This window comes from Rohdeia mirabilis (assembly GCA_007750655.1).
GTDB lineage: Bacteria > Planctomycetota > UBA1135 > UBA1135.
Genome location: CP036290.1, coordinates 2728869 through 2751921, shown reverse-complemented (window position 1 = coordinate 2751921; position 23053 = coordinate 2728869). Strand labels below are relative to the sequence as shown.

20 protein-coding genes are annotated in these 23053 nt (G+C 71.1%); 5 read left to right on the top strand and 15 right to left on the bottom strand.

The window, feature by feature from the left end:
• Positions 1-69: 69 nt before the first annotated feature.
• The 5 genes from Pla163_RS10250 to Pla163_RS10230 all read right to left on the bottom strand — a co-directional run bounded on the left by Pla163_RS10250 (position 70) and on the right by Pla163_RS10230 (position 5882).
• Positions 70-1677, bottom strand: a complete 1608-nt coding sequence (locus Pla163_RS10250) for a fused MFS/spermidine synthase (protein ID WP_145187490.1) — start codon at positions 1675-1677, stop codon at positions 70-72.
• A 77-nt stretch (positions 1678-1754) separates the two neighbouring features.
• Positions 1755-3170, bottom strand: a complete 1416-nt coding sequence (locus Pla163_RS10245) for an alpha/beta hydrolase family protein (RefSeq protein WP_145187487.1) — start codon at positions 3168-3170, stop codon at positions 1755-1757.
• A gap of 238 nt (positions 3171-3408) precedes the next feature.
• Complete coding sequence (locus tag Pla163_RS10240; RefSeq protein ID WP_145187484.1) at positions 3409-3984, bottom strand: tetratricopeptide repeat protein; 576 nt, start codon at positions 3982-3984, stop codon at positions 3409-3411.
• A gap of 188 nt (positions 3985-4172) precedes the next feature.
• Complete coding sequence (gene purM, locus Pla163_RS10235) at positions 4173-5219, bottom strand: phosphoribosylformylglycinamidine cyclo-ligase (RefSeq protein ID WP_145187481.1); 1047 nt, start codon at positions 5217-5219, stop codon at positions 4173-4175.
• A gap of 57 nt (positions 5220-5276) precedes the next feature.
• Positions 5277-5882 carry an NUDIX hydrolase gene (locus Pla163_RS10230; protein ID WP_419185790.1) on the bottom strand — a complete coding sequence of 202 codons (606 nt, stop codon included), beginning with the start codon at positions 5880-5882 and terminating at the stop codon, positions 5277-5279.
• Positions 5883-6073: 191 nt separating this feature from the next.
• On the opposite strand from Pla163_RS10230, the gene dxr reads away from it, so the two are divergent.
• Genes dxr through Pla163_RS10215 form a run of 3 tightly spaced genes read left to right on the top strand, consistent with a single transcriptional unit; the run spans position 6074 to position 10042 of the window.
• Positions 6074-7261: a 1-deoxy-D-xylulose-5-phosphate reductoisomerase gene (gene dxr, locus Pla163_RS10225; RefSeq protein WP_145187473.1), complete on the top strand. Its 1188-nt coding sequence runs from the start codon at positions 6074-6076 to the stop codon at positions 7259-7261.
• Positions 7258-9099 (top strand): site-2 protease family protein, encoded by a 1842-nt coding sequence (locus tag Pla163_RS10220; RefSeq protein ID WP_145187470.1) that lies wholly within the window; start codon positions 7258-7260, stop codon positions 9097-9099. Before dxr ends, Pla163_RS10220 begins: the two co-directional genes overlap by 4 nt.
• Before the next feature lie 40 nt (positions 9100-9139).
• Positions 9140-10042, top strand: coding sequence for a UbiA family prenyltransferase (locus Pla163_RS10215; protein ID WP_145187467.1), 903 nt, complete (start codon positions 9140-9142; stop codon positions 10040-10042).
• 18 nt (positions 10043-10060) lie between these two features.
• Here the strand turns inward: Pla163_RS10215 and Pla163_RS10210 are convergent, their stop codons facing one another.
• Positions 10061-11323: a CCA tRNA nucleotidyltransferase gene (locus Pla163_RS10210; protein WP_145187464.1), complete on the bottom strand. Its 1263-nt coding sequence runs from the start codon at positions 11321-11323 to the stop codon at positions 10061-10063.
• Between the two features lie 139 nt (positions 11324-11462).
• Here Pla163_RS10210 and Pla163_RS10205 point away from each other — a divergent pair, with 139 nt between their 5' ends.
• Positions 11463-12098, top strand: coding sequence for a hypothetical protein (locus tag Pla163_RS10205; RefSeq protein ID WP_145187461.1), 636 nt, complete (start codon positions 11463-11465; stop codon positions 12096-12098).
• 49 nt (positions 12099-12147) lie between these two features.
• Here the strand turns inward: Pla163_RS10205 and Pla163_RS10200 are convergent, their stop codons facing one another.
• The 6 genes from Pla163_RS10200 to Pla163_RS10175 all read right to left on the bottom strand — a co-directional run bounded on the left by Pla163_RS10200 (position 12148) and on the right by Pla163_RS10175 (position 18338).
• Positions 12148-13893, bottom strand: coding sequence for a hypothetical protein (locus Pla163_RS10200; protein WP_145187458.1), 1746 nt, complete (start codon positions 13891-13893; stop codon positions 12148-12150).
• Positions 13890-15467: a TolC family protein gene (locus tag Pla163_RS10195; RefSeq protein ID WP_145187455.1), complete on the bottom strand. Its 1578-nt coding sequence runs from the start codon at positions 15465-15467 to the stop codon at positions 13890-13892. Before Pla163_RS10195 ends, Pla163_RS10200 begins: the two co-directional genes overlap by 4 nt.
• Positions 15468-15633: 166 nt before the next feature.
• A complete protein-coding gene (locus Pla163_RS10190) occupies positions 15634-16140 on the bottom strand; it encodes a hypothetical protein (protein ID WP_145187452.1) in 507 nt (168 codons plus the stop codon).
• The gene (locus tag Pla163_RS10185) at positions 16137-16814 is read right to left on the bottom strand and encodes an RNA polymerase sigma factor (protein WP_145187449.1); all 678 of its coding nucleotides are present in this window, start codon (positions 16812-16814) and stop codon (positions 16137-16139) included. The genes Pla163_RS10190 and Pla163_RS10185 overlap by 4 nt, the downstream gene beginning before the upstream one ends.
• Positions 16811-17344 (bottom strand): tRNA (adenosine(37)-N6)-threonylcarbamoyltransferase complex ATPase subunit type 1 TsaE, encoded by a 534-nt coding sequence (tsaE, locus tag Pla163_RS10180; protein WP_419185789.1) that lies wholly within the window; start codon positions 17342-17344, stop codon positions 16811-16813. The genes Pla163_RS10185 and tsaE overlap by 4 nt, the downstream gene beginning before the upstream one ends.
• A gap of 10 nt (positions 17345-17354) precedes the next feature.
• Entirely contained in the window at positions 17355-18338 is a 984-nt protein-coding gene (locus Pla163_RS10175; protein ID WP_419185787.1) for a thiamine-phosphate kinase, read from the bottom strand.
• 69 nt (positions 18339-18407) lie between these two features.
• Between Pla163_RS10175 and Pla163_RS10170 the strand changes: the two genes are divergently transcribed.
• Entirely contained in the window at positions 18408-20216 is a 1809-nt protein-coding gene (locus Pla163_RS10170; protein WP_419185785.1) for a serine hydrolase domain-containing protein, read from the top strand.
• Positions 20217-20235: 19 nt separating this feature from the next.
• On the opposite strand, the gene Pla163_RS10165 is transcribed toward Pla163_RS10170, so the two are convergent.
• From Pla163_RS10165 to Pla163_RS10155, 3 genes are read right to left on the bottom strand one after another with little or no spacing between them, the layout of a single operon-like run.
• The gene (locus Pla163_RS10165; RefSeq protein ID WP_145187436.1) at positions 20236-20718 is read right to left on the bottom strand and encodes a S24/S26 family peptidase; all 483 of its coding nucleotides are present in this window, start codon (positions 20716-20718) and stop codon (positions 20236-20238) included.
• Positions 20715-21350, bottom strand: a complete 636-nt coding sequence (locus tag Pla163_RS10160; RefSeq protein WP_145187433.1) for a thiamine phosphate synthase — start codon at positions 21348-21350, stop codon at positions 20715-20717. The genes Pla163_RS10165 and Pla163_RS10160 overlap by 4 nt, the downstream gene beginning before the upstream one ends.
• A 7-nt stretch (positions 21351-21357) precedes the next feature.
• Positions 21358-23040, bottom strand: coding sequence for a helicase-associated domain-containing protein (locus tag Pla163_RS10155; RefSeq protein ID WP_145187431.1), 1683 nt, complete (start codon positions 23038-23040; stop codon positions 21358-21360).
• Between the last annotated feature and the right edge of the window lie 13 nt (positions 23041-23053).

Genomic DNA, 23053 nt, shown 5'->3' with positions numbered 1-23053 from the left:
TGGCACTTGCCGCGGGACCGACGACGCAGGCCGTGACGAGCGCGGCACACGTCCATTGAAGAGCTCGGCTCACGGGAGTGCCGCGCGCACGCTCGCGCCCGCGCGTCGCAGTGACTCGATCTGGAGTCGCGCCATGAATCCGTCGTCGTCCGTGAGCGGGTCGTCGATCGGCCCGAAGAGGCGCCAACTCCCGGGCAGGCAGCGCATCTGCGCGGATCGGGCCAAGTCCGCCTGCATCGGGACGAAGTCCTCGGACTCTGGCGTCACGACCGGGGAGCCGACGCGCGCGAAGAGAGTGATGTTGCGCGAGAACGGCACGCGCAGAGCCAGCACTTCGCTGCCGAGGGCGACGGCGAGCGTGCCCGCGAGTGCTTCCACGACTGGATCGTCGAGTCCGAAGCCCGCCGCGTTCGAGACGATCCATCCGCCAGGGCGGCAGCGCTCGACGAGTTCGCCGAAGAACTCCACCGTCGCCAGGTGTTCGGGAATCTCGAACTGGTGGGCGTAGGCGTCGACCACGATCACGTCGAACGAGCCCTCCAGAGTTCGCAGCGCGGAGCGCGCATCGGCTCCGGCGTAGACCTCCAGGTCGGGGTGGTCGAGGTCCAGATGCTCGCGACCGAGACGCACCACTTCGGGGTCGATCTCGATCCCCACGCCGGTCGGTCGCACGTCCGCGGGAGCAGCGCCCGTCAGAACGCGCCATCCCGTCCCTGCTCCCAGTCCGACGAACAGCACGCGCGGGTGCCCAGCTCCGAGCGTGCGATCCCACCAGAAGGGCAGCACGAAGTCGTTGTAGTAGTAGCCGTCCGGGAGCAGTCCGGGCTTCGACTGCCAAGCGGACTGGTAGGAGTCGCTCACCTCTCCGACCTGGAGGAATCGCAGCGCTCCGGTCGGGTCGTTCGGTTCGGCAGCGCGTTCGACCACGCGAACCTGCGTGTACGGCGATTCGGTCCAAGCGACGAGGGTGAGCCCGTCCCCGACCTCGGGAGGGCTCGGTGGAAGTGAGCCCACGATCGTGAGTCCGATCAGCACGGCTGCGGTCGCGATCGAGGCCGGTGTTCGACGCGTCGCTGCGAGGAGCGCTGCGGCTACGACGAGCAGGCCCGCGGCGACGAAGAACGTGGCGCGCAGTCCGAGCCCGGGGACGAGCAGATGCGTCGTCGCGAACGTCCCCACGAGGCTGCCCGTCGTCGAAACGCCCAGGCACCAACCGCCGGCGGTTCCTGCGTGTTCGACGCCGGTCCGTTGGACCAGTTCGACGGCCAACGGACCAGCGGCGCCCAGGACGGCGATCGGCGCCGCGAAGAGGATCAACGAGCCGGCCAGGCTCCCCCACGTGAACAGCGGCAGCGCCGAGTGCAGCGCCACCTCGTCGGGGCGCAGGGCGGCGCCGACCGCCGGTGCGACGAAGGGCAGAACGATCAACCACACCGCTGCGCCGAGCAGGATGCGCACGAGGTGACGCCTGGGGTCCGCGCTCGTACTGAGCCGGGCGCCGAGCACGTAGCCGACGGCGAGCGAGACCAGGACCACGCCGATGACGTTGGTCCAGACCGTCGTACTCGAACCGAAATGCGGTGCGAGCAGGCGGACCGCCGCCAACTCCACCGTCATGATGCCTGCGCCAGCGAAGCCCGCGGCCGCCAGTACCGCGGGACGAGCTGCGGCGCGCACGTCCCGACTCCCCGGCCGTTGGCTGGAGGGGCCGGGACTCGCGTATGCAACGGCGGAGGGCGCGTCGGCCTCCCGATTCACTCGCCGGCGCCCTCGTCGGTCGCGGTGGTGGCGACCTCGGGGAAGTCGAACGGACGCTGTCCGAAGTAGGCGCGGCCGGCGTCCCCCGTGTTGCGCGCACGCTCGAGCATGAACTCGAGGCTGCGGTCCACCACGTGTTGGTGCGTGACTCCGCCGATCTTGACGGTCACCGGTCGATCCAGGTCGAGGACCCTGTCCGAGTAGAACAGCACCACGCCGCGCACGTCGGCGCCCTCGATGGTCACCGTGTTCGTCGAGCGATCAGCGACCGCGTGGACCCACGGATCGACCGGGTTCTCGGGGTCGGTGCTGCGCTCCGAAGCGCCCTCCACTCGCAGCCAATAGGCATCGCGACCGAACGTCTCGAGCGGACGGTAGTAGATCTCGGTCGGGTGGGCACGGCGGGTCTTGCTCTGCATCCATGCGAGGATCTCCGCGGACGACGCAGTGGCCGGAGTCTCGATGTGGTCCCAGCCACGCGCTTCGGCGTCGCGCCCCATCTGGGTCGCGTTGGTCGAGCCCGAGACGAGGAACAGAGGCACGTTCGCGAAGTTGTCGATCGACAACGCCTCCGGGTCGCCGGAGATGCCGATCACCCCCGCGAAACGGTCCGGGTACAGGGCGGCGATTCGCAGTGCGGCGGGCACACCGTCCTCGACGCCGCACAGGAAGACGCGCTCGCCGTCCACGTTCCAGTCGCTCTTGATGCGCTTGAACACCTGGAGGATCCGGTCGACGCCGCCCGGTCGACCCTTGCTCCCCATCTGCGTCCAGTTGTCGGTCGCGCCGGGCATCTTCGGGCACACGATGACGTACTCGTCCTCGATCCCGATGCCTTCCTCGATCCAGTCGTTGCGCAGATCGTCCTCGATCTTCTGCTGCGCGTCCGGAACGATGATGAGCACGGGCACCGGCTCGGTGTTCTTGTAGTTCTTCGGTCCGTGGACGTAGTACGTGATCTCGTCCCCGTAGACGCCGTCGAGCATCTCCTCCTTCAACCGCCCCTTCCCGGAAGGGCTGGACTTGAAGTCCTTGGAGAGCCGCAGCGCCGCTTCCCAGTCCGATGCCAGTGAGAGGAGATCGTCGATCTTCTCGCGCTTCGCAATGGCGGCGATGCGGTCCTCGAGTTCCTCGCGTGCCTCGAGAACGCCCTCGGACGCCGCACGTGCTTCGTAGTACTCCGCGATGTGCTTCGCCAGGTCCTTCTGATCGCGTTCCTTCAGCTGCGCCGTGTCGGCACGGATCACCGGAGCCTCGGCTTCTTCGTCCTGCGCCATGAGCGGAAGGACGACCACGGCGGCGAGAGCGCTCGCCGCGACGGTGGTGCGCAGCGCACCGGACCGCAGCCGTGTGGCGAAGAGTCTCGTGGTCCGGGAAGCGTGCGTGCCGATGATCGATCGAACGTGGTTCATGGTGTCTCTGTGCAAACGACGGGCCGCTCGGACGGCTCCGGTCGGGGGAGCATGGGCCCCATCGACGAGCGGGACCCTGCCGAGCGGGAACGTGTCGAGCGGTGTCTTGGTCGAGCGTCGGGTCTTCGAGCGGCCGGACGTCGAGGATCCTGTCGATGTGCCTGGTCGGCTCTAGCCTTCGAGGTGCTCCGAGTTGTCCCCGCAGTGGACCGAATCACCCCGGCGACCCCTGCGGGCTTCAGGGTAACAGGGTCAGTGCCCAACCTCGCAGGGCCCAGGCGTGAGGAGCCGCGTCGTCGACGCTGGGGCGGAAACCGGCTCGCGCCGCCGAGGGATGTCCCGTCAGGAGGTCCAGCCGCGCCAGGCTCAGTCCGGCGTCGCGCGACCCGTGTACCAGCGCACGGGAGAAGTGTTGGCGCGCGGCGGTGACGTCGGCGCGGGCCATGGCGACCAGGCCCCGGTAGTTGGCCACGTCGGCCGGCTCCGAGGCGCGCGGTTCGTGCTCCAGGAGCAGTGCCGCAGCTTCGTCGAGCCGCCCCAGGCGCATCAACGTGATCGTGGCATTGATCGCGCTCCAGTCCGCGCCGACGCGCTCGTGGAGGGCGAGTTGGAGGACGGCAGCGTCCGTCGGATCACCCGACTCCGCGAGCGCCGCACCGAGCCGGAAACCCAGTGCCTGTTGGTTTCCCGACAGCTCGCCGGTGGTCGCGGCGAGTGCCTCGAGCACGGCCTTCGCAGCGGCGACCGGGTCGAGCGTCTCGAGTGCCGTCGCGCGCTCCCAGGCGTCGTCCTGCGTGGCAGGGGCGAACGCCACCGAGTCGGCGAGCGGGCTCGTGGCCCCGACAGCGGCGCCCCCAGTCGCGGACAGCAGCAGCGCGCCCAGTGTCGCACCGAACGCCTCCCCGACCGACCAGCTGCGTCGGCAGCGCGCGAACTCGGTGCGCGCCGATCCAGGACGCGTCGACCGAGCGCGCGTCGAGCATCGGTGTGCCTCGGGCGTACTCACGGGCGCAGGTGCACCTGGCCGTCGCCCTCCACCAGTTCACCGCAGACGAACGCCGTCTCGCCCGCAGCCGCGAGGTTCGCGAGGATCGCGTCGACGCGCTCGGGTTCGACCGCGAGGATCGCACCGACGCCCATGTTGAACGCACGCCAGGCCTCGCTCTCCTCGACGATGCCGTCTCGTGTGAGCAGCTTGAACAGTCCGGGTCGCTCCCACGCGTCGCAGCGCACGACCGCGTCCTGGGTGGTGAGGATCCGGTTGAGGTTGCCGGGAACACCGCCGCCCGTGATGTGTGCCCAGGCCGCCACGTCGCCGCGTTCGATGAGCGGCAGGAGCGATGACAGGTAGCAGCGGTGCGGCGCCAGGAGTGCGTCCACCACCGTCGTTCCGCCCAGTTCGGGCGGCGTGTCGTGCAGGCCGAGGCCGAGCGCCTCGAAGCAGACCTTGCGCGCGAGCGAGTAGCCGTTGGTGTGCAGGCCGTCCGAAGCCAGACCGATCAGCGTCTGTCCCGGTCGGACGCGCGTGCCGTCGATCAGGTGTTCGCGCTTCACCGCACCCACCACGAAACCGACCAGGTCGAAGTCGCCCTTGGAGTACAGCCCCGGCATCTCGGCGGTCTCGCCCCCCAGCAGCGCGACGCCGTGGTCGCGGCAGGCGGCCGCGCAGCCCTGGATCAACCCCGCGACCACGCTCGGTTCCAGCTCGCCGGTTCCCACGTAGTCCAGGAAGAACAGCGGCCGCGCGCCCTGGGCCAGGATGTCGTTGATGCAGTGCTGCACCAGGTCGCGACCGACCCCGTCGTAGCGCTCGGCGCGTTTCGCGATCTCGAGCTTCGTCCCGACCCCGTCGGCACTCGCGACCAGGATCGCGTCGGAGAAGCCCATCGCCGCGGGATCGAACAACCCGCCGAAGAGTCCGACGTCGCCGAGGACCCCGGCGGTGTTCGTGGCGCGGATGGCGTCGCGGGCGCGGGCCAGAGCCTCGTCCTGTGCGGCGATGTCGACGCCGGCGTCGGCGTAGCTGATCGGTTCGTGGGTGTCGCTCACGTTCGCTCCGAGGGTCGGTTCGCTGTGCTCTTGGGTCGCGGGATCGGATCGGGTCGGTCAGTCGACGCGGTCGTTCCCTTCGGTGCCTGCGTTCGAGGCGTCGGTCTCGTTCGAATCGTCGAGAGCGGCGCGCCAGGAGGCCCACCATCCACGCGACTCGTCGGACGCCTTCGCCAGGCGTTCCAGGATGCGGTGATTGCTCTCGAAGGCCAACCTTCGGGGCAGGTCGTCGAGCGCGAACCAGTCGGCATCGAGGGCATCGTCGCGTCCCGAAGGTTCTCCCGCGACCGGAATCGCGAGGAACAGCGCCACGTTGGCCGGCTTCCGAGGGTCGTCCGGCACGAAGACGAGGTCCAGGAGCGCCACCGTGCGGATCGTGACGCCCGTCTCCTCCCTGACCTCGCGCTCGGCGGCGCCGCTGGGACTCTCGTCGATCTCCTGGTAGCCGGCCGGCAGCGCCCAGGAGCCCGCGTGGGGCGCGATCGCGCGGCGCACCAGGAGGATCCGGCGGTCGGGGTCGACGACGACGGCGCCGGCTGCTCCGACGGGGTTGGCGAAGAGCACGAACGCGCAGGCCGGACAGCGCAAGCGCTCACGACCGAACACGGGCGCCGACTCGAGCGGCGCCGCGCAGGCCGGGCAGTATCTGACCTTCGACCACACGTGGGGAGCGACGCCTCGACGGCGCGACGGGAAAATGCGGACCGGCGGTCCGCGGGGGAGCAGGGCGAGCGACGGAGCACCCACCCGAGCCGGTAAGCTAGACCGCGCTCGACGCTCGGACAACGCGCGCGCGCCCGAGGTCGCGCGATCCGGGCCTCACGCGCTCCAGGCGCCGCCCCCAGTCAGTCCTCATGCGCTCCCTCCTACTGCTCGGCAGCACCGGCTCGATCGGGACCCAGTGCCTGGACCTGGTCCGGGGAGCGCGCGATCGCTTCGTCGTAGTGGGACTCAGCTCGGGGCGCGGCGGAGACGCTCTGGCCGCCCAGGTCCGCGAGTTCGCTCCGCGCTTCGTCGCCGTCCGGGACCCCGAAGGCGCCGCTGCCGTCCGCGCCGCCCTGCCCCCCACCGCCACGCTCTTCGTCGGCGAGGACGCCAACCTCGAGTTGATCGCCGCCGCCGAGTTCGACCTCGCCGTGCACGGCATCGTGGGCTCGGCGGGCGTCGCGTCGACGCAGGCGGTCCTCGAGCGCGGCCGCTCGGTCGCCCTCGCGAACAAGGAGTCGATGGTGGTCGCGGGCGAACTTCTGATGGAGCTCGCGCGCTCCAAGGGCGTCACGATCATTCCGGTCGATTCGGAGCACTCGGCGCTCTTCCAGTGCCTCGGCGACGTCCCGATCGATCGGGTGCGCCGCCTGATCCTCACCGCGTCCGGCGGTCCGTTGTGGGAACGCTCCAAGGACGAGATCGAGCGCGTCACGGTCGACGAAGCGCTGGCCCATCCGAACTGGGACATGGGGCCGCGCATCACGATCGGCTCGGCCACGCTGCTGAACAAGGCGCTCGAGATCGTCGAGGCCCACCATCTGTTCGGGATCGATCCCGAGCGCATCGAGGTCGCCGTCCATCGTCAGTCGATCGTCCACTCGATGGTCGAGTTCGTCGACGGCTCCGTGCTGGCGCAGATGGGGCCGCCCGACATGCGCGGGCCGATCCACTACGCGCTCAACTGGCCGGGCCGGTCTCCCGCCGACCTGGTGGGCTTCGATCTCGATCTCTTCGCGAAGCTCACGTTCGAAGCACCCGACACGGATCGCTTCCCCGCGCTCGCGCTCGGGTGGCGCGCGCTCGAACTGGGTGGCGACGCGCCCTGTGCGCTCAACGCGGCCGACGAGGTCGCCGTCGCGGCCTTCTTGGACGGCAGCATTCCATTCACCCGGATCGCTCGCGTGAACGCGGAGGTCGTGAACGCCTTCGGTTCGGCGGCGGACGACGTCGAGACCTTGATGCTGCGGGACCGCGAGGCCCGTGCAGCAGCCCGGCGCGCGCTCGAGCGCCTCGGTGCACCTTCCACAGCGCGTCCTGGCGCCGAAAGTCGATGAATTGGCTGTACGCCGTGCAGATGGTGCTGGGCCTGGGCCTGGTGATCTTCGTCCACGAACTGGGGCACTTCCTCGCCGCGCGTTGGTGCGGAGTGCGCGTGCGTGTCTTCAGCCTCGGCTTCGGTCCGCCGCTCGTGTCGTTCGTGCGCGGCGGCGTGCGCTACCAGATCGCGGCCGTGCCCATCGGCGGTTTCGTCTCGATGGCGGGCGAGTTCGCGGGCGAGAACAGCGACGGTCCGCGCGAGGGCGACCTGCTCTCGAAATCGGTCGGTCAGCGCTTCTTCGTCTACTCGGCCGGCGTGCTGATGAACCTCCTGTTCGCGATCGTCGTGCTTCCGATCCTGTTCTGGGTCGGCGTGCCCTTCGATCGACCGGTGCTCGGCGATCCGGTGTTCGGCGGCCCCGCGTGGGAAGCCGGACTCACCGCCGGCACCGAGGTGCTCGAGGTCGGCGGCAACCGCGTGTTCGAGTTCGGCCAGATCAGCAGCGAGGTCGCGCTGAGCGCGAGTGGACCGCTCACGATGCTCGTTCGTCCGCCGGGGGCGACCGAGCCACAGGTCGTCCGCGTGGAGCCGGTCCAAGGGTCCGAGGGCTTCCGCGAGATCCAGGTCTCGAGCGGCGGCAGCCCCACCGGGGCCCTCGACCCGACGCCCGACGAACCCGCGGCGCGGGCCGGCATCCTGCCCGGAGAGCGACTCCTCGGCGCGGTCGGACAGCCGTCGCGACTGTCGCTCGACCGCCAGCTCTACCGCGCTCTGGAGCCGGGCGAGAACCTCAGGTTGCGGATCGCCGACGCCGACGGCGTCGAACGCGAGGTCGAACTCGAGCTCGAGTGGAAGGCCGCGGGACCGCGCGCGCTGATCGGCGTCGCGTCGCTCGGCAACAAGGTCGCCGGTCTGCGCGGTGGCGGTCCGTTGGTCGACGCGCTTCCGCTCGGGTCGCGACTCGAGCGTGTGCGCGGGATCGAGATCACCAACCACGACGACTTGATCGATGCGCTGCTCGAAGGCGACGTCGGCGCCCCCAGTACCGCGGTCGGGCCGGGCGGAACGGTCCTGGACGTGACTGAGGCGCTCGAGGACCACGTGGCCTCGAGGCGGGACGCGCTCGCGGCGGCGGAGGACATCGCGCTCGTCCCCGATCGCGAGTCGACGCTGGTCGCGCCGAGCCCCGACGGCGCCGCGCTCGAAGCGGGCGTGCTCCCGGGTGATCGCGTGATCGAGATCGGCGGCACCGCCGTCGCGACCTGGGACGAGCTGCTCGAAGCCGTCGCCGATGCCGTTCGGCGCGGAGGAGAGGTGGAGGTGGCGGTCGAACGACCCGCGTTCGACTCGACGCCCTACATGAACGTCGAACGCTTCGTCGTCACGCCGCGCCCGGCCATGGTCACCGAGACCGGCCTGATGTACGCGGACGCCGAGTTCGTGTTCCGGACCGCCAATCCGCTCGAGGCGATCACCACCGGCTTGACGTCCACGCGCAGCATGCTCGCCGACGTGTGGATCGCGCTCCAGCGGATCGTCACCGCCGAGATCTCGAGCAAGAACATCGGCGGCGTCGTGTCGATGGCGGCGATCGGCTACCACACGGCCAAGCAGGGACCGAGCAAGCTCTTCTACTTCCTGTGCCTGTTGAGCATCAACCTGGCGCTGATCAACGTGCTGCCGATCCCGGTGCTCGACGGCGGACACCTGATGTTCCTGCTCGTCGAGAAGATCAAGGGCGGGCCGGTTTCCGAACGGGTGCTCGGCTACAGCCAACTGGTCGGCTTCGTCATGATCGTCAGCCTGGTCGTCTACGTGACCTGGAACGACATCCAGCGCTGGATCATCGGTTGAGGCAAGTGGACGACGCGCGGCACCCAGCGCAACGACCGGCATGAGTCGCGCCCTGGCCGTCGGCCGCCTCGTGCGACTGTCCTTGCTGCCCTCCGCGCTGGCCGACGCCCTGTGCGGACTGGCGATCGGCGCCGGCGGGTGGCCCGGCGTCGGCGGAGTCCTGGCGCTCGTCGCGAGCGCGAGTCTGTTCCACGGCGGGATGGCGCTCAACGACTGGGCCGATCGCGACGAGGACGCGCGCGTGCGCCCCGATCGACCGATCCCCTCCGGTCGCGTCGGTGCGAGGTGGGCACTCCTGCTCGCGATCGCCCTCCTCGGCGGCGGCGTCGGCGCGGCAGCGAGCGTGTCCAGGACGGCCGGCCTCGTCGCAGGATTCGTCGCCGCCACCGTCGTCGTGTACGACCTCTGGGGGCGCGGACCGGTCCGCGGGCCGTTGCTGCTCGCGACCTGTCGAGCGGGGGATCTCGCACTCGGCGTCGCCATCGGTGCCGCGCTCACCGGCGTGGAGTTCCCCGTCGCCGCCGTCGTTCCCGCGCTCGTCTACGCCGCCTACGTCTTCACGGTCTCGCGCCTCGGGCGTCTCGAGGACGACGTCGAGCGCGATCCAGGTGCGCGTCCCCGAGCCCTGTTGCTCCTGCTCGCGACGCTGCTCGTCGTCGGCCCGATCGGGGTCCTCGCCGCGGGTCTCGCCGAGCACTGGGCCTGGGTCATCGCCGGAGCCCTGGTGGCCGGTGCCGGAGCCAGCGGGCTCGTGCGCGAGTCGTTCGCGCGATCGACCTGGACGCGCGGCGAAGTCATGCGCGCGATGGGGCTCGCACTGCGCAGACTGGCGCTGTTCACGTGCGCGCTCACGTTCGCGGTCGGCGAGCCCGTCCTGGGCGCCGCGATCCTGCTGGCCTATCCGCTCGGTGTTCAGCTGCGGCGCGTCTTCCCGCCGTCCTGAGGACCCAGTCGCACGACGTCAGTCGGCGCGCGAGATCTGCGCGCGCACGAACTCCTCGGCGCCCGAGCGATCGGTGACGCGGCCTTCGATCTGCGCATCGACCAGCCCCTCGAGGATGCGACCCAGGAGCGGACCCGGTGCGACTCCGGCGGCGACGATCCATGCGGCGTCGAGCTGCGGCGCCGGAACCGGTCGATCGACGGGCCACGCGGCCAGCACGCGTTCGAGTCGCGCGACGTCGACCGCGAGGTCTTCGAAGTCCACGCTCGCCCGATCGAACGCTCGCGCCAGCTCGAGCCAGCGCACCTGGTCGAGTTGGGCCCGGCGGCGCACGAGGGCCGCGTCGCTCGCTCCCGAGCGCAGGTCCTCGAGGCCCTCGAGCAGACCGCGGACCTGCTTGGCGAGCTCGCGCGACGGCTTGAGCTGCCCGACCACGCGCGCGCTCGAGGCGCGGGCCACGTCATCGGTCCGCGTTCCCGACGACACGAGCGCGAGACCTGTCGCAGCGCCGCAGGGCTGCGGCAGACGGCGCGCCACAGCGAGCGTTCGCGCGTCGATCACGGCGCCGTCGCCGAGGGCCGGGCCGACCAGGTCGAGCGCGACGAGGAGTTCGAGGGCTCGAGCTGCCGCGCCCTTGTCGAAACAGCCTGAGAGTTCGGACAGGACGCGCTCGCGCGCCACCCGTGCGAGCAGTGGCGCCGTCCGCCGCGCCCCGTCCAGCGTCGCGCGCTCGGGTTCGAGGTCGTGGGTGCACGCGAAGCGCACCAGTCGCAGGAGGCGCAGCGAATCCTCGGTGAAGCGCGCCACCGGATCTCCGATCGCTCGCAGCCGCCCCTGCTCGAGGTCCTCGAGGCCGCCGCAGGGATCGAGCACCTCGCCGGTGAGAGGGTCGAGGAAGAGGGCGTTGCACGTGAAGTCGCGGCGCCGCGCATCCTCTTGCGGCGTGTCGGCGTAGGCGACCACTTCCGGGTGTCGTCCGTCGCGGTACTCACCGTCGGCCCGGAACGTCGTCACCTCGATCGACGGTTCGAACTCCGCGACCACGATGGTGCCGAACTCCCGGCCCACGTCGACGGTGTGCTCGAACAGGGCCTCGACCTCTTCGGGACGCGCGTCGCTCGCGATGTCGAGGTCCTTCGGTCGCCGCCCGAGGGCCAGGTCCCGCACGCACCCACCCACCAACCAGGCCTGGTGTCCGGCGTCGCGCAGCCGCTGGGCGATCCGGGTCGAGGCCCCCACCTGGGAATCGGAGAGGTCGCTGAGTCGGGGGTGCTGAACCACGCTTGCAGCCTACCCGTGCACAGCCGTGCAATCGCCTGCGACCACGTGGGGCGGTCCGGGCGTCTTGCGAGGGCGACTCGCGCGCTCCGCCATTCCTTCTCGACCGGCCCGCTCGATCCGACCGCACGTCCACCGCTCCATGCGCCTCGCCCCCTCCCCCACATCGAAGCGTTCCAGCGCGAGCTCCCGGCGCGGGTTGGCCGCGAGTCACGTCCTGCTCCTGGTCGGGGTCGCGACGCTCTTGTTCACGCTCACTCTCACGCGCTTGCAGCTGTTCGCCGTCTACGAGAACGAGCGCGACGCCGTCGCCCTTCTCGAACGGATGGGCCGCCGCCTCGACGCCGAGCACGTGCTCTCGACCTCACCCGCCACGACCGTCACGAGCGAGCCGGCGCCGAATCTGCGCGACGTGGTCGAAGCGGCCAAGTTGAGCGTCGGGAACCCCGCCGACGCCGTCTGGCTCCAGGACGGCAACCTGCTGCGCCGCCGCGGCTACCTGTTCGAACTCTCGACCTCGGCTTCGGGCGAGCGCTTCCTGCGCGCCTGGCCGTGGCGCGTGGGTTCCACGGGCGAGGCGGCCTACGCCTTCACGCGCAAGTTCGGCCTCCTGGGCCACGTCAACCGCTCGGGATCGTCGGGAGTGTCCCGCTCGCGCGCCGTGCCCCTGTGGTCCGGACCGGGTGCCGCGCCGCAACTCGGCCTGGGGGACGGCGAAGAGGCCTGGATCGTGCTCGAGGACTCGCGCGCGCTCGCGTTGGCCTCGCGCATGCCCTGACGCGCTCCCATCCGCGTCCCGCCCTCCGCTCCCGGTGCCGCCTGCTGGTTCAGTACCAGCGGTGCAGCAGGCAGTCGAGCGCGCGACGCGGCTCGCCCTCGAAACGGCGAGCGGCCGCTTTCAGCAGCGGCGCGACCGTCGCCGTCGGTCCGACCCGGGTCAGAAGGTGCGCGGCGTAGACCCGCTCCCACGGGTCCAGCGCGTCGTCCTCGACCATGTGGGCCAGTGCCTCTCGCGCGAGGTCGTCGCGGTGCGCGCCGATGGTCCACATCAGGTCCAGGCGGCGTTCCGGATCCTGCTCCTCGTTCAAGCGGGCGACCACCTCGCGCCGTCCGGCCACGCCCGTGTTGGCCAGTTGGATCGCGATGTAGCGGTGGGCGCTGATCGTCTCGATCACCATGCCCGGCGGAGTGGCGTCGGCGATGGCGAGGACCGCGCGTGCGGTGGCTGCGCCCGGGCACAGGGCCAGGGCCTGCAGCAGCACCACGTCGCTGGTCGTCTCGAGCCCTTCGCTCGACTCGAGGCGCCGCTGCAGCACGACGCGCGCGCGTTCGCTCAGCTCCTGGTCCTCCTGCATGGCTTGGTGCAGGCTCGCCAGGATCGACTCGAGGGCCACGCGATCGCCTTCCAGCAGCGCGAGCGCACGGTCCACGGCCACGGGATGGCGACGGCGGACGAGGGCGTCGAGGGCCACGCGGTTCACCAGCGCCTCCGGATCGTCCAGGGCGTCGACGAGAACGTTCGCCGCGGCGTCGCCGTTCTTCCCGTCGAGCACGTCGACGAGGAACATGGTCGCGGTCGCTCGTAGCTCGACGAGCGGGTCGTCGGTGAGTCCCCAGCGCAGGATCTCGACCTGCTCGGTCGCCTTGGCCGCGTTCAGGACGTTGGCGCGCACGTCCGGGTCCGTGTCGACCAGCCGCACCAGCGTGCGCTCGACCGCCGCTTCGTCGCCGGCGACGTAGAGGGCCATGTCGGTGTACGGCGCGTACGTCGGCGGAACGTCGGCTGCGAAGGCCGCCATGCGCTCGAGGACGCCCGGGTCCGTCGCCACGGCCAGCAGCGGTCCGATGCGTGCTTCGTTCACGGGCACCTTGCCGTCCAGGAGCCAGTCGAGCATCTGGTGCGCCGCGCGCACGGGATCCGCCGCGAACAGCGCGCCGAGCGCGTTCGACTGACCGCCACCGCCCTCCCACATGGCGGCGTCGCGCAACAGTTCGAAGTGTTTCGCGTCGAGGTCACGCCCGGCGAGCACCCCGAGCGCCTGCTGGCGCAGCGCCGCATCCTGGTGCGACAGCACGACGAGCAACAGCTCGGTCGCTTCGTCCGACGGATTCAGCGCCAACGCTCGCACTGTGTTCTGCATCTGCAGGACCTGGGTCCGATCGCGCAGTTGCTCGGCCACCAGGCGCCCGAGGGCGGGGACCGAACGCGCGCCCATGGCGCCGAGCTCCTCCGCCGCGCGCGCCAGCACTTCCGAGTCACCGGTCGAGAGCTTGTCGATCAGGATCGCGATCGGATCGGCCGTGTCGCGCACGTACGGACCCTTCGTGTAGCAGTCGAGCGGGATCTCGACCACGCGCGGATCGCGGCGGATGTCGAACGGCAGACTCGGACCCACCAGCGCGCGGCCGACGCCGCTGCTCGGAACGTCCTTCGACGGGTCCGTGGCAGCGTTCGGGGCGCTCGCATCCGCTCCACCGCCGTTCGACTCCGGCGCGCCGTCGCAGCCCGAGAGCAGAACGACCGACGTCAGGAGCGCGGCCGCGAGGTGCGCGCCCACTCGGCGTTCCTTCATCGGTCCGTGCGAGCCGGCTCGACGCCCAGCGCTTCGGCCAGCCGTCCCTCGGCGAACAGGAGCTGGGCCCGTGACTTCGCCAGATTGGCGCGCACGGTCTGCTCGGAGGACAGCGCCTCGGTCAGGGTCTGTTGGAACTCGAGCACCTGGAACGTCGTGGAGAGACCTTCGCGATACCGCACCTGCTCGGCCTCGAGCTGGCGCTCCGCGAACTCGCGGGACTTCGACGCGGCTTCGACCGCACGGGCCTGGTAGTACACCTCGCGCAGACCGTTACGCAGGTCCGAGACGGTTCGGTTCTCCGCCTCGCTGTAGGCCAGGTGGCGCGAGCGCAGACTCGCCCGCGCGGCCCGTTCGGCGTAGCGCGCCGTGCGGTTGCGCAAGGGAACCTCGTACGAGAGGCTCGCCGAGTAGGTCGGGAAGTCGAACCCGAATCCGGACTGCAGCGAATCGCGCCGACTGGTGTCGCTCGCCCCGCTGGAGACGGACAGCGTCAGGTCGAGGGAGGCCTCACGGTCCGAACGGCGGGCCACCAGGTCGATCTCGGCGATCTCGATGTCCGCCCGCAGAACAGCGAGGTCGGGGCGCTGTTCGAAGGCCGCGTCGAGACGTGTCAGCCAGGTGTCGGGCGCGTCGTACTGAAGGTCGGTCGGCAGCTCGGTCAGCGGCACGAGGCGGCGGTTCCAGTCCTCGCGCCGGTGCCCGCCCTCCTCGCTCGACGGTTCGCCGAACAGGAGCTGTTTCAGAGCGTCTTCGCGCTGGTCGACCGTGTTGTTGGCGAGCAGGAGCTGCTCCTCACGCGTGGCGACGTTCGTCTCGGCCTGCAGGACGTCGACCTCCGTGCCGACGCCGACGCGCAGCCGTTCGGACTCCTGCCGCAGTTGCTCGTTGCCGAGCTCGAGCGCGCGTTCACGCACGCCGACCTCTTCCAGCGCCGCGACGAGGTCCCAGTAGGCCACGTGCACGTCGAGCAGCAGCTGCTCGCGCGCCTGGTCCAACGAGGCCTGCTCGCGGGCCAGCTGCAGGCGCGAGCGTTCCTGTTGGGTGGTCGCCTCGCGGACGCCCGCACCGCGCAGCAACGGTTGGACGAAGCTGAGCGAGACGTTGGTGTCGGTGAAGCTCTCGCTGTCGATCCCGCCGGAGCCGTTCGGGATCTGGCTGCTCGTGTTGTCGAGCGTCGCGCTGATGTCGAACCGACCACCGCTGCGAACGGGCGTGGTCAGCCGCGCCTCGGCGCGCTTGTTGTCGAAGTCGAGGACGAAGACGTTGCCCGTCGTGAACGTGTTGTTCTGGGGGCGCTCGCCCTCGGTGTAGGTGGCCGAGAGGCTGAAGACCGGATCGAAGGCCCCCCAGCTCCCGAGGGCGTCGTAGCGCGCCGCCTCGCGCGAGCGCTCCTGGATCGCGAGCCCGATGTTGCTGTCGAGCGCCAGCGACCAGGCGTCCTCGAGGCGCAGCGGAAGCTGTTCGACCTCCCCCTCTTCCTGGGCGCGGAGCGTCGGACCGGCGAGGGCGAGGGCCGCGAGGGCCACGGCGAACACGGGGGTGTGAGCGACCAGCATGAGGCGCAAGAGCATACCCGCGGCGCGACGGGCCGATCGAGACCGTGCCAGCTGCAGGACGGTGTGGTCCTCGTGTGCCCGATCTCGGAGAGATCGTCACCTGGCTGGAACGAACGGCTCGCCAGGGGGGCTCGACGCCCCGTGGCCACGGCCGCGCCGTCGTCCGGTCGCTGCGGCGCGATCAGTGACCGTCCTCGTCGACGTTCGCGTCGTCCGCAGATCCCTCGGCGTGCGGAGCGTGCTCCTCGTCCAGGAGGCTGCGCGCGTCCATCTGCCGCAGATCGTCCTCCATCTCGAGCAGGAGCGGCTGGTCGCTCGGCAGCATGAACTCGATGCGGTAGGCGGGCTCGCTCGGGGCGGGGACGAGCACCTGGTAGGCCAGCACCGGCAGCACCAGCACGTGCGCCACCAGGCAGGCCGCGACGACGCGCAACGCGGGCGACAGGCGCAGGCGCGCGACGAAGAAGTCCAATGGACCCACCGAGGTGGACGAGTCGGCGTAGGCGTCCAGGCTCGCGTCGAGCGCGCGCTCGACGACCTCCGGGGACGCCGCATCGAGTCGGCGCAGAGCGGCGACGTTCGCGGCCAACGGATCACCGCGCTCGGACGCGCCGGGCCGCAGCCGGGCGAGTTCGGTCTCGAGTTCCCGCAGCTCGTCGGGAGAGAGGGGGCGTTCGGGTTCGTTCACGGGCGTTTGGGCCGTCGGCCCTCGGTGTGGTCGGTCTCGGCGTCGGGCGCTCGGCGCGCGCCAGCGGTCGTCGCGGGGCGCTGCGGTGCGGTTGTGCGGTGGGTGTCCCCGGCTGCTTCGGGGCGTTCGAGTTGTTCGCGGAGGCGGCGCACGGCATTGAACATGCGGCTCTTCACGGTGCCGACCGGGATGCCGAGGAGGACGGCGATCTCGGGGTACGGGCGCTCTTGGATCACGCCGAGCTCGAAGACCAGACGCTGGCCCTCGGGCAGGGTGGCGATCAGTTCGAGCGCGCGTCGGGACTCTTCTTCGAGCGCCAGGGGTTCCAGGGGTTCGGGGGTATCGTCCGAGACGTTGGCCAGTTCGTCGTCGCCGCCGGCGCGCTCGGCCCGTCGGGTGCCGCGCGCGCGACGGTTGTCGATCCAGACGTTGCGTGCGGTGCGGAAGCAGAAGGCTTCGAAGCGGTCCTGGTCGCGGTACCTCGGTGCGTAGCGGACGAGTCGGACGAAGACTTCCTGGGCCAGGTCCTCGGCTTCGTCGAGCGCGGCTCCGAGGCGCCTGAAGAACCCGAGGAAGGTCGAGGTCTCGGTGCGCACGAACATCTCGAACACGGCCATGTCTCCATCTCGGAGGGCGACCAGCGGATCGCCGAGTGCGTCCCAGTCCCCTCTCACGGGGAGCGCTCAACGGCGGGCTCCCCGCTCGGTTCAGCCTCTTCGGGAAGAGACTCGAGGAAAGCCCGCAGGACCCGCTCGCTGAGGGGCCCCGAGGCGCGCCACTCGAGCCGGCGCCGCTCGGGGCCGAGGGGCAGAAGGCGCAGGGTCAACCGATCGTCCGGCAGGAGGTCGCGCACCTCCTCGGACCACTCGAGGGCACAGATCGCGTCCGCGTCGAGCAGGTCCTCGCCCCCCCCACTGGCCAGGAAGGCCCCTTCGCGGGCACTCATCCAGGCGTCGAAGTGCTTGAGCGGGATCCGCCCGCGGTAGGCGTGCATGAGCGTGTAGGTCGGGCTCGACACCGCGTCGGGCGAGTCCAGCCCGCGCGCCAGCCCGCGCACGAAGGTGGTCTTGCCGGCCCCCATCTCGCCCTCGAGGGCCAGCACGAGCCCCGGCAGGGCCACGCGCCCCAGGAGGGCGGCCAGGCGCTCGGTGGCGTCGGCGTCGGCGCTCTCGAGTTCGGCGGTCGGGCGTGCGTCGGGGACCATGGCGTCGAGGCTACCCGTTCGGGCGCGATCGGTCCGCATCGGACGCCCCGTGGATCCAGCCGCGGCCACGCCAGCGCACGGGTGCCCGCGCGCGCTCGTCCGAGCACTCCTCGGGGGCCGCGAGGTCGAGCCACAGTCCGACCTGGGCGCGGCGGGCGCCCTCGACGCGTCCGACGACGGCCGCTGCGGGCGCGCCCGGAAGGCCGTCGCGGAGCAGGCGCCGCGCCGCGGCCACCGGCAGGGTCGCCAGCAGCTCGTGGTCCTCGCCGTCCTCGAGCGCGTGGTCGAGGGGCTCGCGGCCGCTCGTCCGGGCGGCTGCGCGCGCGTCGCGGTGGATCGGCACCTGCTCGAGGACGAGCCGCACACCGCTGGCGCGAGCGAGTCGATCGGCGTCGAGGCCCAGGCCGTCGCTCACGTCCATCAGCGCCGTGGCACCCGCGCGCCACAGGGCCTCGCCCGCCGCGAGGCGCGGTTCGATCACGAGGTGGCGGCGCGCGCGGCTGCCTCCGCACGGCCCGGTCAGCAGCAGCACCTGGCCCGCGCGGGCGCGATCGCGGCCGGGAGGCGTGCGGCGTCCGGGCAGGGTTCCGAGCGCGGTGACCGAGAGCTGCGCGGGACCGGGCGCGCACGTGAGGTCGCCGGCGACGGCAGGTGCACCGAGGGCCTCCGCACGCCGCCGCGCGCCGTCGAGCACCGCGCGCAGCCACGTCTCGCTCGACTCTTGCGGCGCGCGCAGGGCGAGCAGCGTGGCGTGCGGGCGCGCGGCGGTGGCCGCCAGATCGCTGATGGTGCGCGCGACCGCCTTGGCCCCGAAACGCCGCGGGGCGACGTCGACCTCGACGTGCACACCGAGCACCGTCTGGTCGGTACAACAGACCGGTCGCCCACTGGTCGGAGCGAGCACGGCCGCGTCGTGCCCGCTCGAACCGACCAGCGGTGCGGGACGGGCCCAGGTCGCGATCCAGGCGTGCAGGCGGGCTTCGTCGAAGGTCACGTTCTTGGAGGGTTGCGGTGTCGCTGCGCCGTGTCCGACGCTCCTCACATCCTCACCGATTCGCACCCCGTGTCACGCCAGAAGCCCGCTCTCGCCGTTCTCGCCCTCGCGCTGCTCCCGACCCTTGCGGTGCCCGGAGCGCCTTCGGCCGGCGCCCAGGACGCCGCGCCGCAGCCGGCGACCGGGCTCGCGAGCGCGGCTCTCGACGCCGACGAGCGTGCGGCGCTCGACCGCGTGCTCGAGGAGTGGGACCGGGACGACGGGCCCGGACTCGCGGCCGCCGTCTGGCGCGACGGCGAACTCGTCTACGCGGTCGGTCGGGGGCTGGCCGACCTCGAGCGCGGCGTGCCCATCACCGCCGACTCGCGCTTTCGGATCGCCTCCACGTCGAAGCAGTTCACCGCCGCCGCGATCCTGCTGTTGGTCGAGGACGGCGCGCTCGACCTCGAGACGCCCGTGCACGAGTTGATCGACGAGCTGCCCGCGTTCGAGCCGCCGGTGCGCGTGCGCCACCTGGTCGCCCACCAGAGCGGCCTGCCCGACTACCTGTGGCTGATGGAGCTCAAGGGCCTCGACGACGCGTCGATCTACTCGTTCGACGAAGCGCTCGCGGTGCTGGCGCGCGTCACGCGCACGGTCTTCGAGCCAGGGGCGCGCTTCGACTACTCGAACACGAACTACCTGTTGCTGGCCGAGATCGTGCGCCGCGTGAGTGGCCGCACGCTGCGCGAGTTCGCCGCCGAACGGATCTTCACGCCGCTCGCGATGACCAGCAGCCACTTCCACGACCGTCGGACCGAGCTCGTGCCGAACCGCGCCATGGGGTACACGCGCAGCGACGATCCGCTCGGTTGGGAGCTGTCGATGACGCCGCTCGAACTGATCGGTGACGGCGGCGTCCTCACGTCCGTCGGCGACCTGTTCCGCTGGAGTCAGGACATCCGCGTCACAGAAGACGGACGCGTCGGTGTGCTCCGGCCGGCGAGCGTGGCGCAGCAGCTGACGCCGTTCGCGCTCGCGGACGGAACGCCGACCGACTACGCGTTCGGACTCTCGGTGCGCGCGATCGAGGCTGGAACGCTCGTCGAGCACAGCGGCCGTTTCGTCGGGTACGTCGCCGACATGCTGCACTGCCCCGAGGCCGGTTTCGGCGCTGTGGTGCTGTGCAACCACGACGAACCGAACCCACCTGCCCTGTGTGCGCGGTTGTTGCGGGCGCTCGACCTGGATCTCGCTTCGACGACGGTCGACGACGTGGCGGACGGTCCGGCGGAAGGTCGGCGCGAGCCCACGAGAGCCCCGAAGTCGGCCCGCCAGCTGCGCGGCATCTGGATGGCCACGGACGGCGGAGTCGTGCGCCTGGCGCTCGTACGCGGCTCGGTGCGTCTGAGCGGTCCGGCCGGTCGCTACGACCTCGAACCCGTGGACGCGGACGCCCTGCACTTCGCGAGCGCGGACGGAGGGACGGTCCTGCGCGCGGTGGACACGCATCTCGAGCTCACCGACCCGTCGGGCGCCGTCACGCGCCTCGAACGCGAGTTGCCGCCCGCGAGCGACGCCACCTACCTCGATGCGCAGTTCGCCGGCGCCTGGCACGTGCGCGAGCTGGACGAGATCTGGACCCTGCGGCGCCGCGAACAGCGCACTTGGGCCTACGACGTGCTGCGCACGCGCGGAACTCCGGGGCGCGTCGCGGTCGAAGGCGCCCGCAGCGCGAGTGGTCCGTTCGGGACGCTCATGTGGCGCGCGGACGGCGAACGCGGTTGGCGCCTGTGGTCCGAGAGCTTCGGCCTCTTGCACCTCGAGCGGCCCGGCGCAGCACCGGACGCAGCGCCTTCCGATCGCGCGCAGCGAGTTCCGGGCGACGACGGACGCTGAGGGTCCGCGGTCGTCGGGTTCACATCCCGAACAGCACCTTGCCGACCACGTCCGCGCGCTCGACGGCGCCGTCGACGCTCGAGTCCCAACCCGGGCAGGACGGGTCGTCGGTGCCGATCCACAGTTCGTCCGCGCCGATGCCCGAGGCCACGCCTTCGCCCGCGATGCGCCCGATCGCGAGCGTCTCGCGTCCCGTGCGGAAGATGACGACGTCGCCGACGCCGGCGTGGGAGGCGGCGGTGTCGAGCAGGAGGCGCTGACCGGGCGCGAGACGCCAGATCGGCGAACAACCGGTTTCGGGCATGTCGAACGTCGTGAAGCGCGACAGCAGGTAGGCGGCACCGGCGAAGGCCGTGATCAGCACGCCGCGGCGCACGACGCGCAGGATGCGGGCCGGGCTGGGGCGCGACCGTGCCTGTGCGTGATCCTCAGCGTCTCGGCCCTCCGGTTCACTCGCGCCGAGGTTCGCGTTCGACGTGTCCGTTCGATTCGGTCTGTTCATGGCGCGAGGTAGCGCAGAGCGGCCCGGCCGGGATCCGGTTCGAGCAGGATGCCCGAGAGCACCGCGATCCCGACGGCGCCGTGGGCGCGCGCCCGCGCGAGGTCGCCGGGAACGAGTCCGCCGAGCGCCAGCACGGGCAGGCCGCTCGCACGTGCGCGCTCGGCCAGGGGTTCGAAGCCGATCGCCGCGGCGCCCGGCTTCGACGCTGTCGTTCGCACCGGCGACAGGAACAGGTGGTCGGCGCCGCGCCAGGCGGCGGGCGCGTCGTCCACGTGACTCGAGAAGCCGATCGCGATCGCTTCGGGGAGCTGCTCGCGCGCGACGTACGGCGGCAACGACCCCCCGCCGAGGTGCACGGCGTTGACGCCCAACTCCGCGGCCAGGTGGACGCGGTCGTGGATCGCGAACCAGGGCCGCACGGCACAGCGCTCCGCGTGCTCGCGCAGCCGACTTGCGAGCTTCAGGAACGGCCCGTCCTCGAGCAGCGGTTCGCGCACCAGGAGGCCGGGGAGCCCCGCCTCCAGCGCGCGCGCCACCGCCCGTTCGAGTCGTCCGTCGAGCGCGGCCTCCGCGTCGCCCGGTGTCAACGCCACGAGCGCGGGCGGCGTCGGGCGTGCAGTGGTCCCGGGCACGGGAGGATCAGGCGCTCGCCGACCGGTCGCGCTGTTCGTTGAGCAGCGCGCTCGACAGCTCGACGACGTAGCCGAGGTCGCGCAGCAGTCCGCGCATGCGCAGCGGCGTGGTCTTGGACTTCAGCTGCACGCGCTTGGTCGAGAGGTCGCGCTCGATGTAGCCGCGCACGCCAGGGTCGCTCCGCAGACGGCCGAGCGTGTCCTCGTCGTCGCAGGCCAGGACGAGTTCGCCGTCCAGTTCCATCCGTCCCGCGCGCAGGGCCCAGTCGCGCACCGAGAAGGTCACGTTCTGCGGCACGGGCGTGCGGCTGTTGCGCTCCAGCGTGTCGAGGATCGTGTCGAGTCGCATGCCTTCGATCAGTGCGCGGCGCACGCCGGCCTGCTCGATCTTGAAGTGCACCGTCTCGCCCACACGCGAGCGGCGGCAGAAGCGGTCCAGGTCGTGCATCAGCTCGGCGTCGTCGCCCGTGCGGAACATCACGATCTCGAAGTCCGGCGTGACGACCAGGTGACCGATCGGCCGCGGACGCCCTTCCTCGGGTGCGTGCAGACCGAGCAGGCGCGCGCCGCTGGCGGTCAGGCGCAGTGCGACGGGGCGCTTCGACGCGTCGTAGCCGAGCTCGACGATTCCGAGCAGGTACAGGCGTCGTCGCACCCAGCGCGCGAGGCTCCAGGACATGCGCTGCAGGTCCTCGCTCGGCGAGTGCCGGCCCGTCGCGACCAACTCGCCGAACTGCTCGGCGGCGCCGAGGTCGTCGAGGCTGGCCAGGTGGTGGTTGCGCGCCAGGAACGGCAGGTACATGAGGTCGTACCAGACGCCGGGTTCCACGCGCTTCAGCATCCGCAGCAGGGTGCGTCGCATGCTGACGTGGTGGTAGTGCTCGCCGCTGTGGTCGCGTTCCTCGACGGCGAACTCGACCAGGTCGGCGAGCTTGTCCGCCAGCGACGACGAGCCCCAGGTCCGCCCGTCGGACGTGACGTTGAGCGTGCGTTCGCCGCTGCCCTCGAGCAGCCTGCGGCGACGCGCGAACTGGTAGATGAAGTCGAGCACCTCTTCGCGCGTCAGTTCGCGCCCCGGGTTCGGGATGAGGTGCTGGAGGATCTTCTTCTCGGTCGTCTTGAAGATCTCGCCCTTCACGGTGAAGCGCACGTCGTTCTCCTGGATGTACGACAGGAAGCGCGACAGGTTCGTGAACAGGTCGATACCGATCGAGAGCTCCTCGTGCGGGCGGTCGGGGTCACCGGGGACGGCGACGCGCCGCAGCCACGCGAGAGAGACCTCGGTGAAGACGATCAGCGTCTCGTCGTCGTGTTGGATCCCGCACGGCGTGAGGTCGAGCTGCGTCACCGTTCCGACCAGCGACTGCTCGAGCAGTTGACGCCAACGCGGCGCGTTCCAGTTGCGCAGCTCGGTGGCGAGCTTCTCGAACAGCTGGCGCGACAGAAGACCGCCGAACTCGAGGATCGCCTGTTCCACCAGCTCGCGCAGTCCGTCCGGAAGACGCTCCACGCGTGCGGCCGCTGCGCTCTCGGTCGCGTACATCTTGTACATCTCCCGCTGCCGCTGGGGCGGCGTCCGGCGCTGGGCCTCTGGCGACGCGTACATGCGTTCCAGGTGGCCGCGCAGGGTCAGCAGCGCCGAGATGGCCCCGTTGTCGGGGGTCTCGCTCGAATCGATGGGTCGTTCCATGGTGGTGTGCGCT

Coding starts and splice junctions, on each gene's coding strand:
- Pla163_RS10245 (WP_145187487.1), bottom strand. CDS start 3,170: ATGAACCACGTTCGATCGATCATCGGCACGCACGCTTCCCGGACCACG.
- dxr (WP_145187473.1), top strand. CDS start 6,074: ATGCGCTCCCTCCTACTGCTCGGCAGCACCGGCTCGATCGGGACCCAG.
- Pla163_RS10220 (WP_145187470.1), top strand. CDS start 7,258: ATGAATTGGCTGTACGCCGTGCAGATGGTGCTGGGCCTGGGCCTGGTG.
- Pla163_RS10215 (WP_145187467.1), top strand. CDS start 9,140: ATGAGTCGCGCCCTGGCCGTCGGCCGCCTCGTGCGACTGTCCTTGCTG.
- Pla163_RS10205 (WP_145187461.1), top strand. CDS start 11,463: ATGCGCCTCGCCCCCTCCCCCACATCGAAGCGTTCCAGCGCGAGCTCC.
- Pla163_RS10200 (WP_145187458.1), bottom strand. CDS start 13,893: ATGAAGGAACGCCGAGTGGGCGCGCACCTCGCGGCCGCGCTCCTGACG.
- Pla163_RS10195 (WP_145187455.1), bottom strand. CDS start 15,467: ATGCTCTTGCGCCTCATGCTGGTCGCTCACACCCCCGTGTTCGCCGTG.
- tsaE (WP_419185789.1), bottom strand. CDS start 17,344: ATGGTCCCCGACGCACGCCCGACCGCCGAACTCGAGAGCGCCGACGCC.
- Pla163_RS10165 (WP_145187436.1), bottom strand. CDS start 20,718: ATGAACAGACCGAATCGAACGGACACGTCGAACGCGAACCTCGGCGCG.
- Pla163_RS10155 (WP_145187431.1), bottom strand. CDS start 23,040: ATGGAACGACCCATCGATTCGAGCGAGACCCCCGACAACGGGGCCATC.